Origin of the sequence: Streptomyces sp. NPDC005775 (assembly GCF_042871565.1) — a bacterium.
GTDB lineage: Bacteria > Actinomycetota > Actinomycetes > Streptomycetales > Streptomycetaceae > Streptomyces.
On the sequence record NZ_JBIAIU010000008.1, the window covers coordinates 201747 to 218278 of the forward strand.

Consider the following 16532-nt stretch of genomic DNA (forward strand, 5'->3'; position numbering starts at 1 on the left):
GATCAGCTGAGTTCGCCGCCGGCCATGGCGGCTCGTACGAGGTCGTCCACGGCCATCTCCTCGATGGCCGGACCCTGTTCGTCGGAGGCGTCGGAAGCGCCGGACCCGTCAGAAGCTCCGGGAGCGTCCGAGGCATCGGAAGCGGCGCCGGCCTCGGCCGGGCCGGTCCGCGCCAGGCCGAGCAGGGTGTCGAGGAGCCCGGACTCGCGCAGGCGCGCCGCCGGGATCGACAGCAGGGCCCGCCTGATGCCTTCCTCGTCCAGGGGCTCTCCGCCCACGGAGGCCGCCGGTTCGGGCGCCAGGTCCTCCAGCAGGAACCCGGCCAGAGCGGCCGAGTTGGGGTAGTCGAACATCAGGGTGGCGGGCAGGCGCAGCCCGGTCGCCTTCTGGAGCCGGTTGCGCAGTTCGATCGCTCCGAGGGAGTCCAGGCCGAGCTCGGTGAAGCCCCGGTCGGCCGCGACCCCCGCCGGATCGCCGTGGCCGAGTACGGCCGCGGCGTGGCCCCGTACCAGCTCCTCCAGATAGCGGGTCTGCTCCGGTCCGGGCCGCAGCCCGGCCAGCTTGGCCCGTACGAGGGAGCCGCCGCTGTCGCCGGCGCCCGCAGCCGGGACCGTGGCGGGCGCGGGCCCCTTCCTGGCGGGCGGGCCGGCCAGCCCGCGCAGCAGGGCCGGAATCTCGTCGGCCCGTGCGCGGAGGGCGGCGCGGTCGAGCCTGACCGGTGCGAGCAGCGCGTCCTGCGTGCTCAGCGCCGCGTCGAACAGCGCGAGCCCGTCTGCGAAGGAGAGCTCCAGCACCCCGGAGCGGCCCATTCGGCGCAGGTCGGCGTCGGTGAGCTCCGGTCCCTCCCCGACCGTGCCCTCCCACAGGCCCCAGGCCAGGGACGTGGCGACGAGCCCGCGGGCCCGGCGCTCGGTGGCCAGGGCGTCGAGGAAGACGTTGGCGGCCGCGTAGGTGGCCTGCCCGGCGGAGAGGATCTGGCCACCGGCCGAGGAGTAGAGCACGAACGCCGACAGGTTCAGGTTCTTGGTCAGCTCGTGCAGGTGCCAGGCGGCGTCCACCTTGGGCCGCAACACCTTGCCGACCTGTTCCTGCGTGACGGCGCCGACCAGGGCGTTGTCCATGACGCCGGCGGCGTGCACGACCCCGGTCAGCGGGTGCCCGGCCGGGATCTCGTCCAACAGCGCGGCGAGCGCGTAGCGGTCGGCCGCGTCGACGGCGACGATCCGCACCGACTCGGCGCCCGACTCGATGAGTCCGGCCCGCAGTTCCGCCGCCCCTGGGGCTTCGGCACCCCGTCGGCTGGTCAGCACGAGGTGGCGTACGCCCTTCTCGGCGACCAGGTGCCTGGCGAGCACCCCGCCCAGCAGGCCGGTTCCGCCCGTGATCAGTACGGTGCCGTCCGCGGTCCACACCGGGGGCTCACCGACGCCGGTGGCGGTGGTGGTGGGCATATACCGGGGAACCAGGACCTTGCCCCGGCGGATGGCGATCTCGGTCTCGCTGTCGCTCCCGGTCCCGGCGAGGGCCGCGGGCAGCGCCGCCACCGACGCGGGGGACGCGTCGAGGTCGACGACGGTGAAACGGCCCGGGTTCTCGGCCTGCGCCGCACGCAGGACACCCCACAGCGGGGCCTGTACGACATCCACCTCGTCGCCGTCGTCCGCGGCCACGGCATTCCGGGTGACGAGCACCAGCCGCGCATCGGCGAACCGCTCGTCGGCCAGCCACTGGCCGAGCCCGTCGACGAGCCGCCCGACGGACGTACGCACCTGCTCGGGCACGCCGCCCGCGGTACCGAAGACGTCGGAGACGTCGGGAGCGGTCAGCAGAACCGTCCCCGGGATCCGCGACTCCGCGCCGGCCTCGGCGAACGACGAGACCGACCGGATGCCCGGCAGCGGGGCGCCGACGACGAGCCAGTCATCGCTGGAAGCCGACGCCGCCGAGGACCGGTTCGGCCGAGGGGCCTGCCAGTCGATACGGAACAGCGCCGCATCCCGGCCACCCCCGTCACCCGCAAGCTGTGCGGCGGACACCTCACGCACCACGAGCGACTCGACCGTGGCCACGGGCTCACCCGTCGGCGCCGTGATCCGCAGGGCGACGGCGTCGGGCCCCGGCTTGGACAGCCGCACGCGCAGGGCGGCGGAACCGGTGGTGTGCAGGGTGACGCCGTTCCACGCGAAGGGCAGCGCCGCCCGGACGGGCTCGTCGTGATCCCCGTCGAAGATGCGCTCGGCGTGCAGGGCTGCGTCGAGCAGGGCGGGATGCAGAGCGAACGCCGCGGCGTCGGTGCGGGCGTGCTCGGGCAGGTTGATCTCGGCGAAGAGTTCGTCGCCGCGCCGCCAGGCCGCCGTCAGCCCCTGGAAGACGGGGCCGTACCCGTATCCGAGCCCGGCGAGGTCCTCGTACATGCCGCTCACGTCCACCGCCCGCGCACCGGCCGGGGGCCAGGCCTCCAGGTCGGGCACGACGGGGGCCGGCTCGACGGCGAGGACACCACGGGCGTTGCGGGTCCACGGGGCATCGGCGGCCAGGTCCTCGGCCCGCGAGTACACGACGACATCACGCCGCCCGGACCCGTCCGCCTCGCCCACGGTGACCTGCACGGCGACACCGCCCTTGGCGGGCAGCAGCAGCGGAGTCTCCTGGGTCAGCTCCTCCAACTGGGCGCAACCCGCCTCGTGACCGGCGCGGAGCGCCATCTCGACGTACGCGGTACCGGGCAGCAGCACGCTGCCGTGCACGGCGTGATCGGCGAGCCACGGGTGCGTGGCCACGGAGATCCGTCCGGTGAGCACGGGAGCCCCGGTCTCCGGGGAGACGACGACGGCACTGAGCATCGGGTGCCCGGCGGGCAACTGCCCGAGCCCGGCGGCATCGCCGACTGCGGCAGGTGCGTCGAGCCAGTAGCGGGTGCGCTGGAAGGCGTACGTGGGCAACTCGACGCGACGCGCACCGGTACCGGCGTAGAACGCCTCCCAGTCGACCCGCACGCCCTCCACGTACAACCGGCTGAGGGCCGCGACCAGCGCCTCCGACTCCGGACGGTTCCTGCGCAGCAATGGGACGAAGGACGCGGAGTCGCTACCGAGAGCGGACAGGACCGCGTCCGGGCCGACCTCCACGAACGTACGCACGCCCAGCGCTTCCGCACTGAGAACGGCATCAGCGAAGCGCACAGGCTGACGGACCTGATCGACCCAGTACTCAGCAGACTGCCACGCCTCGGACGGCTCACCTGTGACGGTGGAGACCACCGGGATACGCGGCTCCGCGAAGGTCATCCCCGCAGCCACCGCCCGGAATTCCTCCAACATCGGCTCCATCAACGCCGAATGGAACGCGTGCGACACGGACAACCTGCTGGTCTTACGGCCGGCGGCAGCGAAGTGCTCACCCACCGCAAGGGCCGCCGCTTCCGTACCCGAAACCACCACGGCCAACGGCCCGTTGACCGCCGCGATGCCTACCGCGTCGCTCAGCAGCGGCAGCACTTCGTCTTCGGTCGCCTGCACCGCGATCATCGCGCCACCGGCCGGCAACGCCTGCATCAACCGCCCACGCGCCACCACCAACCGCGCCGCATCCGCGAGGGAGAGAACCCCCGCCACATGCGCAGCCGCCAGCTCACCGATCGAGTGCCCCACCACCACATCCGGCGTCACACCCCACGCCTCGACCAATCGGAACAACGCCACCTCGAACGCGAACAGCGCCGGCTGAGCGAGTGCGGTCGCGTTCAACGCGTCCGCGTCCTCACCCCACACCACCTCACGCAACGAACGCCCCAGAAGTACGTCAACCTCCGCACACACCGCGTCGAAAGCAGCCGCGAACACCGGGAACGCCCCATACAACTCACGGCCTATACCGATCCGCTGCGCACCCTGCCCCGTGAACAGGAACGCCGTCCTGCCCTGCGTGGCGACTCCCCGTACCCCCTCACCGTCAGCCAGCACACCCAGCTCACGCAGCGCGCTCTGCGTGTCGGTGGCCAGGACCGCACCGCGGTGTTCCAGCGACGCCCGGCCGGTGGCCAGGGTGTACGCGACGTCGTGCAGGTCCAGTTCCGGTTCCGCGAGCAGGCGGGCGCGCAGGTCCGCGGCCTGGCGGGCGGGGGCCTCCGGGTCCGAGCCGGAGAGGACCAGGGGCAGCGGCCGCCCGGTCACGGGCCGTACCCGTGGCTCGGCGGCCGGCTCCACCGTCTGCGGCGCCTCCTCGACGACCAGGTGGGCGTTGGTGCCGCTGAGCCCGAACGAGGAGACGGTCGCGCGGCGCGGCCGGTCCGCGCGGCGCGGCCAGGGCCGGGCCTCGGTGAGCAGGCGTACGTTTCCGGCGTCCCAGTCCACCTCGGGCGAGGGCTCGTCCACGTGCAGGGTGCGGGGCATCAGGCCGTTGCGCAGCGCCATGACGGACTTGATGACACCGCTGACGCCGGCCGCCGCCTGGGCGTGGCCGATGTTGGACTTGATGGAGCCCAGCCACACCGGGTCGTCGGCGGGCCGCCCCTGGCCGTAGGTGGCGAGGAGGGCCTGGGCCTCGATCGGGTCGCCGAGCCGGGTGCCCGTTCCGTGGCCCTCCACGAGGTCCACGTCGGACGTCGTGAGGCCGCTCGCGGCGAGGGCGCGGTGGATGACGCGCTGTTGCGAGGGTCCGTTCGGGGCGGTGAGCCCGTTGCTCGCGCCGTCCTGGTTGATGGCGGAGCCGCGGATCACGGCGAGGACGTCATGGCCGAGGCGTTCGGCATCGGAGAGTCGCTCGACGAGCAGCAGGCCCACGCCTTCCGCCCAGCCCGTGCCGTCGGCTCCGCCCGCGAAGGCCTTGCAGCGGCCGTCGGCGGAGAGGCCGCGCTGCTGGGCGAACTCCACGTAGATCTCGGGGGTCGACATGACCGTGACACCGCCCGCGAGGGCCATGCCGACCTCGCCGCGCCGCAGGGCCTGGCAGGCCATGTGGAGCGCCACCAAGGACGAGGAGCATGCGGTGTCGACGCTGACCGCGGGGCCTTCCAGGCCGAGGGTGTAGGCGACGCGGCCGGTGAGGATCGAGGCCGCCGTGCCGTTGCCGAGGTAGCCGGCGACGTCGTCGGGGATGTGCTGGAGGCGGGAGGCGTAGTCGTGGTACATCACACCGGCGTAGACACCGGTCTGGCTGCCGCGCATGGCCGTGGGGTCGATGCCCGCGTCCTCGAAGGCCTCCCAGGCCGCCTGGAGCAGGAGCCGCTGCTGCGGGTCCATGGCGATGGCCTCACGGGGGCTGATCCCGAAGAACGCCGGATCGAACTCGGCCGCGTCGTACAGGAATCCGCCTTCGCGGGCGTACGTCTTGCCGTGCAGGCCCGGCTCCGGGTCGTAGATGCCGTCGGTGTCCCAGCCACGGTCGGCGGGGAAGCCGTCGATGGCGTCGCGGCCTTCCGCGACGAGGTTCCAGAGGTCCTCGGCGGAGCGGACCCCGCCGGGGAAGCGGCAGCTGATGCCGACGATCGCGACGGGTTCGTCGTCCGAGAGGCCCGCGGGGGCGGCGTCGGCAGGCGCGGCGGCGGACTCGCCCTCGGTGCCGCCGAGCTCCGTGGCGAGGTAGTCGGCCACGGCCCCGGTGTTCGGGTAGTCGAAGACGAGGGTGACCGGGAGCCGCAGGCCGGTCACGGAGTTGAGCGCGTTGCGCAGTTCCACCGCTGCCAGTGAGTCGAAGCCGAGTTCCTTGAAGGCGCGGTCGACACCGACGGTCGCCGCGGACTCGTGGCCGAGGACGGCCGCGACCTGGCCGGCGACCAGATCGCGCAGGGCCTGGCGGCGGTCGGCGGCGGTGAGCGAAGCCAAGCGGCCGGCGAGGCTGTCGCCGACGGGCGCGGTGGCCGCTTGGCGGCGGAGCGCGGGCCTGGCGGCGGCAGCGGTGGCCCGCAGCAGCGGCGGGACGTCGGTGCCACGGGCGTGCAGGGCGACCGGGTCGACGAGGAGCGGGGCGACCAGGGCGTGCCGGGTGCGCAGGGCCTCGTCGAAGAGTTCGATGCCGCGGGCGGCGGGCAGGGCCGGGAGGCCGAGCCGGTTCATCTTCTCCACGTCGGCGTCGGTGAGTTCGCCGCCGAGCCCGGTGTTGACGGCCCACAGCCCGTACGCGAGGGAGGTGGCCGGCAGTCCGGCGGAGCGCCGGTGGGCGGCGAGGGCGTCCAGGAACACGTTGGCGGCCGCGTAGTTGCCCTGCCCGGCGGGCAGGACGAGCCCTCCGGCGGAGGAGAACATCACGAACGCCGACAGGTTCATTCCCGCGGTGAGTTCGTGCAGGTGCCAGGCCGCGTCCGCCTTCGGCCGCATGACGATGTCGAGGCGTTCGGGGGTGAGGGCGCCGATCAGGCCGGGGTCGACGACTCCGGCGGCGTGGACGACTCCCCCGAGCGGGTGCGCGGACCCGATGCGGGCGAGGACCTCGGCCAGGGCGTCCCGGTCGGCGACGTCGCAGGCGGCGATCTCGACGTCCACGGCTCCGGCGGCGACGAGCCGGTCGCGGAGTGCGGCGGCGCCAGGGGCGTCCGAGCCCCTGCGGCTGGTGAGCAGCAGGTGGCGTACGCCGTGCCGTTCGACGAGATGGTGGGCGATGCGCGCGCCGAGGCCGCCCGTCCCACCGGTGATCAGGACGGTGTCGTCGCCGTTCCAGGGGGCGTCGGCCTCCGGCACGGCCGTAGCGACCAGTCGCGGGACGAGGAACCGGTCGCCGCGCAGCGCGAGTTCGGGCTCGTCATGCGCCAGGGCGGCACCGGCGGCAGCCGGGAACCCTGCCGCGTCGATGTCGTCGCCGGGGTCCGCGTCCAGCAGGACGATCCGGCCCGGGTTCTCGGCCTGGGCCGCCCGGACGATGCCCCACACGGGGGCCTGGGTCAGATCGGGGGCGGTGCCCGGGTCGGTGGCGACCGCGCCCCGCGTGACGACCACCAGGGGGGTGGACTCGAACCGCTCGTCCGTCAGCCAGGACTGAAGCAGGTCGAGCACGTACGCGGTGACGGTGCGCGTGGCCTCGGGCGTCGGCCAGCCCGCCGGGGTGGGGCAGCAGGCCAGGACGGCGGCCGACGGGTCACCGAGGATGGCGAGCCCGTACTCGTCGAGCACGACCGTGGAGGACGGAAGGGGTGCGAACGGCTCGGGGAGCGGCGTCCACTCGATGTGGTGCAGGGCATCGGAGAGGGGGCCGTCGGCCGGGGCCAGCTGTTCGGCGGAGACGGGGCGGCAGATCAGCGAGGAGACGGTCATCACGGGGCTGCCGGTCTCGTCGGCGACGACCATCACCGACTCCTCCGCACCCCGGACGCGGCGTACGTACACACGCAGCGCGGCGGCTCCGGTCGCGTGCAGGGACACACCGCTCCACGCGAAGGGCAGCAGCGCTTCGGTGCCGCCCTCCTCCTGGTCGACGAGCACGTCCACGTGCATGGCGGTGTCCAGGAGCGCCGGGTGCAGCCCGTAGGCGGCGGCCTCCGCGCGTACGGAGTCGGGCAGGGCGACCTCGGCGAACAGCTCGTCGCCGCGCCGCCAGGCCGCTGTCAGGCCCTGGAAGGCGGGCCCGTAGCCGTATCCGCGCTCACGCAGCCGTTCGTAGGCGCCCTCGACCCGCACGGGCGTGGCGCCGCGGGGCGGCCACTGGGTGAGGTCGGCTTCCACCTTCGTGGGCGCGCCGGTGGCGAGGAAGCCGGTAGCGTGCCGGGTCCAGGAGTTCTCGGGGGCGCCGTCGACACGTGAGTGGATGTGCAGCGGGCGGCGGCCCGAGACCTCCGGAGCACCGGCGACGACGCGCAGGGCCACGCCCCCGGAGGCGGGAAGGACGAGGGGCGCCTCCAGGGTCAGCTCCTCCAGGAGGTCGCAGCCGACCTGGTCACCGAGGCGCACCGCGAGCTCGACGAAGCCCGTGCCCGGGAGCAGCACCGCGCCGTGCACCCCGTGGTCGGCGACCCACGGCTGTGCGGCGGTCGAGAGCCGGCCCGTCAGGACCACGGACCCCGATTCCGGCGACAGGACGGCCGCGCTGAGCACGGGGTGGTCGACGGGATCGAGCCCGGCCGATCCGACATCGCCGGGCTTGGCGGTGACGTCGAGCCAGTAACGCTTGCGCTGGAAGGCGTACGTGGGCAGGTCGACGAGGGAGCCGGTGGTGCGCCGCGCACCGAGCACGGCGGACCAGTCGACGTCACCTCCGCGCGCCCAGACCGCTCCGATACCGGTGAGGGCATCACGCGCTTCGTCACGGTCCCGCCGCACCAACGGGACGAAGGTGGCGGAGTCTCCGGCGGACCCCGCCCCGAGCGCGGTCAGGACCGCGTCCGGGCCGATCTCCACGAACGTACGCACGCCGAGCGCTTCCGCGCTGCGGACGGCATCAGCGAAGCGCACGGGCCGGCGCACCTGATCCACCCAGTAGTCAGCAGACTGCCACTCCTCGGACGGCTCACCTGTGACCGTGGAGACCACCGGAATGCGCGGCTCGGCGAAGGTCAACTCCGCCGCTACTGCCCGGAACTCCTCCAACATCGGCTCCATCAACGCCGAATGGAACGCATGCGACACAGCCAGCCTGCTGGTCTTACGGCCGGCGGCAGCGAAGTGCTCACCCACGGCGAGAGCAGCCGCTTCCGTGCCCGAAACAACGACCGACTGCGGCCCGTTGACCGCCGCGACACCCACACCATCAGTCAGCAGCGGCAACACTTCATCCTCGGTCGCCTGGATGGCGACCATCGCGCCACCGGCCGGCAGAGCCTGCATCAGCCGCCCACGCGCCACCACCAACCGAGCCGCATCCGCGAGGGAGAGAACCCCCGCCACATGCGCAGCGGCCAGCTCACCGATCGAGTGCCCCACCACCACATCAGGGGCCACCCCCCACGCCTCGACCAACCGGAACAACGCCACCTCGAACGCAAACAACGCAGGCTGAGCGAGAGCGGTCGCGTTCAACGCATCCGCATCCTCACCCCACACCACCTCACGCAACGACCGCCCCAGATCCGCATCAACCTCCGCACACACCGCGGCGAAAGCAGCCGCGAACACCGGGAACGCCGCATACAACTCACGGCCCATACCCAGCCGCTGCGCACCCTGCCCCGTGAACAGGAACGCCGTCGCCGCGTCCTGAACCGTCCCCGCGTCGTCAGCCGTCCCCACCTCCCGGGCCGTCTCCGCGCCCGCGAGCAGCTCCAGCGCGGCGGAGAGTTCCTCCCGGTCGGCGCCGAAGGCGACGGCGCGGTGTTCCAGGGCTGCCCGGCCCGTGGCCAGGGTGAGGGCGGCGGGGGTCAGTTCCTCGTCGGTCAGCTGGGTGAGCCGGCTGCGGAGGAGACCGGCCTGCGCGCGCAGGGCCTCGGCGCTGGCTCCGGAGACCGGCCAGGGGAGGGCAGGAAGGAGAGCGGCGGGAGCAGCCTCGTCCTCGGCCTGTTCCCTGACCTCTTCCACGGCCTGCTCGATGATCACGTGGGCGTTCGTCCCGCTGATGCCGAACGAGGAGATACCTGCCCGCCTCGGGCGCCCCGTCGGCTGCCATTCCAGGGCCTCGGTGAGGAGTTCCACCTCACCCGCCGACCAGTCCACCTGGTCCGAGGGCGTGTCCGCGTACAGGGTCCTGGGCAGGATGCCGTGGCGCATCGCCATGACCATCTTGATGATGCCCGCGACACCGGCCGCCGCCTGCGTGTGGCCCATGTTGGACTTGATGGAGCCGAGCCGGAGCGGGTGCCCCTCGGGCCGTTCCTGCCCGTACGTCTCCAGGAGTGCCTGGGCCTCGATCGGGTCGCCGAGCCGGGTTCCCGTGCCGTGCGCCTCCACCACGTCGACCTCGGCGGCCGACAGACCGGCGTTGGCGAGAGCCTGGCGGATCACCCGCTGCTGGGCGGGGCCGTTCGGGGCGGTGAGCCCGTTGCTCGCGCCGTCCTGGTTCAGGGCGGAGCCCCGCACCACGGCCAGCACCCGGTGCCCGTTGCGGCGCGCGTCCGACAGCCGCTCCAGCAGCAGGACACCCGCGCCCTCGCCCCAGCCCGTACCGTCCGCGCCGGCGCCGAAGGACTTGCAGCGGCCGTCGGAGGACAGGCCGCGCTGGCGGGACATGTCGAGGAACGTGTCGGGGGTCGACATGATCGTGACGCCACCGGCGAGGGCCAGCGAGCACTCCCCGGACCGCAGGGCCTGGGCGGCCATGTGGAGGGCCACCAGCGAGGACGAGCACGCCGTGTCGACGCTGACCGCCGGGCCCTCCAGGCCCAGCGTGTACGCGACCCGGCCGGACACCACACTGGCGAGGCTGCCGTTGCCGTGGTAGCCGGCCACGTCCTCGGGGAGCGGGCCGAGCCGCAGGCCCCAGTCGTGGTACATCACGCCGGCGAAGATTCCGGTCGAGCTGCCCTTCACGGAGCGGGGGTCGATCCCGGCGCGCTCGAAGGTCTCCCAGGCGACCTCCAGCAGCAGTCGTTGCTGCGGGTCCATGGCCTGGGCCTCACGCGGACTGATCCCGAAGAAGGCAGGGTCGAACCGGGCGGCGTCGTACAGGAACGCCCCCTCGGTGGAGTACGTCCTGCCGGGCTTGCCGATCTCCGGGTCGTACAGGTCGTTGTCCCAGCCCCGGTCGGTGGGGAAGGGGCCGATGGCGTCGGAACCGTCGGCGACGAGCTGCCACAGCTCCTCGGGCGAGGTCACCCCGCCCGGGTAGCGGCAGGCCATGGAGACGATCACGATCGGGTCGTCTTCCGTTGCCGTGCCGGGCGTACGGGAGACCGGCGCCGCTGCCGCGGCCTCGGGTGCGGCGGTGGACACGAGCTTGGTGACGAGGTGTTCGGCCAGGACCGTCGCCGTGGGGTAGTCGAAGGTCAGGGTCGCGCTGAGCCGCAGTCCGGTCGCGGCGGCGAGCCGGTTGCGCAGCTCCACGGCGGCGAGGGAGTCGAAGCCCGTCTCCATGAACGCCCGGGTGGCGGTGACCTCCTCGGCGCTCCGGTATCCGAGGACGGCGGCGGCCTCGGTGCGGACCAGGCGCAGGACGGTGGCGAGGCGTTCGGCCGCGCCCAGTTCGGCGAGGCGCGCCGCGAGCGGTGACGTCCCGGCGGGGGTGGTCGCCGTCGCCGCTCCGGCGGCGGCACGGGCGGTGCGGGGCCGCACCAGGGCGCGCAGCAGGGTGGGGGTGCCGTCGGTGCGGGCCCTCACCGCGCGCTGGTTGACGCGTACGGGGACCACGGTCGGCTCGTCGGTGCCCAGGGCCTTGTCCAGTTGCGCGAGGTTCTCGGCGAAGGACAGCGAATCGAGGCCGAGCCGTTCGATGCGGGTGAGGGCGGCCGCGTCGAGGCCCGCTCCCATGCCGCCGCCCCCGGCCCACAGCCCCCAGGCGAGGGAGGTCACGACCTGCCCGGCGGACGCGCGGCGGGCGGCCAGGGCGTCGAGGAAGAGGTTGGCGGCGGCGTAGTTGCCCTGTCCGGCGCCGTCGAGGACGGTCGAGGCGGAGGAGAAGAGGACGAAGGCGGCGAGGTCGAGGCCGGCCGTCAGCTCGTGCAGGTGCCAGGCGGCGTCCGCCTTGGGCCGCAGCACGGTGTCGATCCGCGCTGCGGTGAGGTCGCCCGCGAGGCCGTCGTCGATCACGCCGGCCGCGTGCACCACGGCCCGCAGCGGGTGCTCGGACGGGATGGCGGCGAGCAGTGCGGCCAGGGCGTCCCGGTCGCCGGCGTCGGTGGCGCTGACGGTGACGTCGGCGCCCGCTGCGGCGAGGTCGGCGAGGAGTTCGCGCGCACCGGGGGCGTCCGCCCCGCGCCGGCTGGTGAGCAGCAGGTGCCGTACGCCGTGTTCGCGGACCAGGTGGCGGGCGAGTTCGGCGCCCACACCGCCGGTGCCTCCGGTCAGGAGTACGGTGCCGGTCGCGTCCCAGGGTGCGGGCCGTTGCTCGGCGGGGGGCGGTACGGCGGCGAGTCGGGGTAGGTACGCATCGGCGCCGCGCAGGGCCAGTTCGGGTTCGGACGAGGCGGCCAGGGCGCGGCCGAGGAGGGCCTCCCCGGCCTCGTCGGTGTCGATGAGCACGAAGCGGCCCGGGTTCTCCGCCTCCGCGGACCGGACGAGCCCCCACACGGGCGCCTGGGCGAGATCGACCTCGGTGCCCGGCACGGCGGCCCCGGCGCGCGTGACCACGGCGAGCCGCGACGCCGCGTACCGCTCGTCGGCGAGCCAGGCCTGTACGGCGGCCAGCGCGTCGGCGGCGACGGTGCGGACGGCGGACGGCACATCGCCCGCCGGGGTGGGCGGGGTGCGGTACACGACGACGGGCGGCACGGCGGCTTCGTCGAGTGCGGCCGACTCGGCGAACTCGACTCCGTCCTGCGGCAGTTCGAAGTCGCTCCACCGCACCGCGAGCAGCGGGTCGCTGCGGTCGGCGGCGAGTTGGTCCGCGGTGACGGCGCGCAGCAGCAGCGACCCGACCCGGGCGACGGGGGCGCCGGTCGCGTCGGCGACCGTGACATCGAGTTCCTCGCCGCCGCGCGCGACGATGCGTACGCGGACGGCCGATGCTCCGGCCGCGTACAGGGCGACCCTGTTCCAGGAGAACGGGATCCAGGTCCCTTCGGGGCGGTTGCCGGCCGCGGAGAGGGCGTGGTCGGCGGGGTGCAGGGCGGCGTCGAGCAGGGCCGGGTGGAGGCCGAAGCCCGCGGCGCCGGCCTGGGCCGTCTGCGGGAGCTCCACCTCGGCGAAGACCTCGCCCTCCAGCAGCCAGGCGGCGCGGACCCCGTGGAAGGCGGGTCCGTAGCCATAACCCTCGTCGGCCATGTCGGCGTACAGGGTGCTGACGTCGAGCGGGACGGAACCGGTCGGCGGCCACGGCCCGGCGAGCACGGCGGTGTCCGGCTCCGCGACCGAAGGGGCCGAAGAGGCCGAAGGGGCTGCGGAGTCCGCCGGGGCCAGGACGCCCGTGGCGTGGCGCACCCAGTCGTCCTCGGCGGCCTCCACGGTGTCGGGGCGCGCGTAGCACTCGACGGCGCGGCGGCCCGCGGCGTCGGCGGCGGCCACGACGACCTGAAGGGCCACGGCACCCGACTCGGGCAGCACCAGCGGGCTCTGGAGGGTCAGCTCCTCGACGAACGCGCAGCCGGTCTCCTCCCCGGCCCGCAGGGCGAGTTCGACGAACGCGGTGCCCGGAAGCAGGGTGACCCCGGCGATGGTGTGGTCGGCCACCCACGCGTGCGTACGCGGCGACAGGCGTCCCGACAGCACGGTAATGCCGGCGCCCGCGAGTTCGACGGCCGAGGTGAGGACGGGGTGCCGGGTGGCGAGCGCACCGGGCCCGGCCGCCTGCTCCGGGTCGAGCCAGAAGCGGCGGGTACGGAAGGCGTGGGTGGGCAGGTCGACCCGGCGGGCGGGGTGGCCGGAGTAGACGGCGTTCCAGTCGAGGCGCGCCCCGCGCACGTGGGCGAGTCCGGCGGCGCCGAGCACCTCACGGACCTCGTCCTTGCCGGTGCGCAGGAGCGGGGCGAAGACGGTGTCGGCCTCGCGCTCCTCCGGCAGGCAGTTCTGGCCCAGCGCGCTGAGGACGCCGTCGGGGCCGAGTTCCAGGAAGGTGCGGGCGCCGCCCCGGGTGAGGAGCCAGTCCATGGCGTCGGAGAAGCGGACGGCGCTCCGGACGTGGCCGGTCCAGTAGTCCGGCGAGCGGAGTTCCTCCGAGGTCGCGAGCCGTCCGGTGACGGTGGAGACGACGGGGATGCGGGGCGCGGAGTAGGCCAGGATGCCGGCGATGCGCCGGAACTCCTCCAGCATCGGCTCCATGAGGGGCGAGTGGAAGGCGTGGCTGACCTGGAGCCGCTTGGTCTTGCGTCCCAGTCCGGCGAAGCGCTCGGCGAGGGCGAGGGTGGCGTGCTCCTCGCCGGAGAGGACCAGGGAGTCGGGGCCGTTGAGGGCGGCGACGGCGACCTGCTCGCCGAGGAGGGGGAGCACCTCTTCCTCGGTGGCCTGGACGGCGATCATGGCGCCGCCGGTGGGCAGTTCCTGCATGAGCCGGCCGCGGGCGGCGACGAGGGTGGCAGCGTCCTCCAGGTTCAGGACGCCGGCGACGTGCGCGGCGGCGATCTCGCCGATGGAGTGGCCGGCCACGAAGTCGGGTTGGACGCCCCAGGACTCGACGAGACGGAAGAGGGCCACCTCGACGGCGAACAGCGCGGTCTGGGCGTAACGGGTCTCGTCGAGCAGGGCGGCCTCCGCGGACCCCTCCTCGGCGAACAGGACGTCCCACACGGAGGTGTCGAGCTGGAGGTCGAGCCAGCCGATGGCATCGGCGAGGGCGTCCGCGAAGACCGGGTAGGTGTCGTGGAGCCGGCGCCCCATGGCGAGGCGCTGACTGCCCTGACCGGTGAAGAGGAAGGCGAGCCGCCCGGCGGGCAGCGCGCCCGTCCGGGTGCCGGGTGCGCTGTCCCCCGCCGCCAGGGCGTACAGCCCGGCGAGGAGTTCGTCGCGGTCGGCGGCGACGACGGCGGCCCGGTGTTCGAGCGCGGCGCGACTCGTGCCGAGCGCGTGTCCGAGGTCCGCGGGGGAGAGGCCGGCCCGCTCGTCCAGGAATTCCGCCAGCCGCACGGCCTGGGCCCGCAGCCCCTCGTCCGACCGGGCCCCGACGGGCACGAGCACCGGTCCGGTGGAGCCGGCAGACGGCTCGTCCACCACCCCGGCGTCACCCGCGCCGGCTTCCCGTACCGCGTCCGCGGCGTCGTCGGCCGGCGGCTCCTCCACGATCACGTGCGCGTTGGTCCCGCTGATGCCGAAGCCCGAGACGCCCGCCCGGCGCGGCCGGTTCTCGGCCTCCGGCCACGGCACGGGCTCGGTGAGCAGACGTACGGTCCCCGCCGACCAGTCGACGTTCCCGCTGGGGGCGTCCACGTGCAGGGTGCGCGGGAGCACTCCGTTCCGCATCGCCATGATCATCTTCATCAGGCCGGCCACGCCCGCGGCGGCCTGCGTGTGTCCCAGGTTGGACTTCACCGAGCCGAGCCACAGCGGCCTGCCCTCGGGGCGGTCCTTGCCGTACGTGGCGATCAGCGCCCGCGCCTCGATCGGGTCGCCCAGGGTCGTACCGGTGCCGTGCGCCTCGACCGCGTCCACGTCCTGGGCGCGGAGCCCGGCGTCGGCGAGGGCGTCGGCGATGACGCGCTGCTGGGCGGTCCCGCTCGGGGCGGTGAGCCCGTTGCTCGCGCCGTCCTGGTTCACGGCCGAACCACGGACGACGGCGAGCACCTGGTGGCCGTTGCGCCGGGCGTCGGAGAGCCGCTCCACCACGAGGAGCCCGACGCCCTCGGCGAAGGAGGTGCCGTCGGCGCCCGCCGCGAAGGCCTTGATCTGTCCGTCCGGCGCGAGCCCGCGCTGCCGGCTGAACTCGGTGAACAGCCCGGGGGTGCTCAGCACGGTGACGCCGCCGGCCAGCGCCATCGAGCACTCGCCGCGGCGCAGCGACTGGACGGCCAGGTGCAGGGAGACCAGCGAACCGGAGCAGGCCGTGTCGACGGTGAGCGCGGGGCCCTCCAGGCCCAGCGCGTAGGCGACGCGGCCCGAGGTGACGCTCAGCGCGCCGCCCGTCACGAGGTATCCGGTCAGGCTCTCGGGGGCGTCCTGCACCCGGGGCCCGTACTCGGAGGGCCCGGCGCCGATGAACACACCGGTCCGGCTCCCGCGCAACGAGGTCGGGTCGATCCCGGTGCGCTCCAGCGCCTCCCAGGCGGTCTCCAGCAGCAGCCGCTGCTGCGGGTCCATGGCCAGCGCCTCGCGCGGGCCGATCCCGAAGAACTCGGCGTCGAACTCGGCGGCGTCGTGCAGGAATCCACCGGTACGCGTGTAGCAGGTGCCGGGCACGGTGGGGTCGTCGTCGAACAGGGCGTCGAGGTCCCAGCCTCGGTCGTCCGGGAAGGGGCCGACCGCACTCCCGCCCCCGTCGACCAGCTCCCAGAGGTCCTCGGCCGAGCGGATGCCGCCGGGGAAGCGCCCGCTGATGCCGACGACCGCGATGGGCTCGTCCACGAAGGCCGTAGCCGCGGGGGCGACGGTGTCGGCGGTGACCGGCCGCGACCCGTCGGGCTCGCCGAGCAGTTCCGTACGGACGCAGCCGGCCAGCAGCTCGGGGCTCGGGTGGTCGAAGGCGGCGGTCACCGGCAGGGCCAGGCCCGTCGCGGCGTTGATCCGTGCGTGCAGGTCGACGAGGGCGATCGAATCCAGCCCCAGTTCCCTGAAGGAGGTTTGCGCGACGATCACCGGCTCCGTGTCGGGCCGGACCTTGCGCAGGCATGCGGCGGTCTGCTCGCAGACCAGATCCGCCAGGAGCCGGGTCTGTTCGCCCCGAGGAAGCCCGGACAGGCGGCCGGCCAGCGCGGCGGCCCCCGTGTCCTCCCCCGGACGCACCTCCGCGCGGCCCTCCGGGCGGACCTCCGCGCCGGACTCGTCATCAGCGACAGGATCGAAGCCCGCGGACATCTGCACGCTCCCAGTTGGTATCGGGTACCCCGAGTCATTCCAGCCACGGGGTGACCGCACGCTAGGTCCGCTCCGAAGGGCGGC

The 16532-nt window shown here is 74.0% G+C and carries 1 protein-coding gene; it reads right to left on the bottom strand.

Annotation, left to right across the window (positions count from 1 at the left end; genetic code table 11):
• Positions 1-2: 2 nt before the first annotated feature.
• The gene (locus tag ACFYPA_RS20330) at positions 3-16448 is read right to left on the bottom strand and encodes a type I polyketide synthase (protein WP_389133451.1); all 16446 of its coding nucleotides are present in this window, start codon (positions 16446-16448) and stop codon (positions 3-5) included.
• Positions 16449-16532 lie beyond the last annotated feature (84 nt).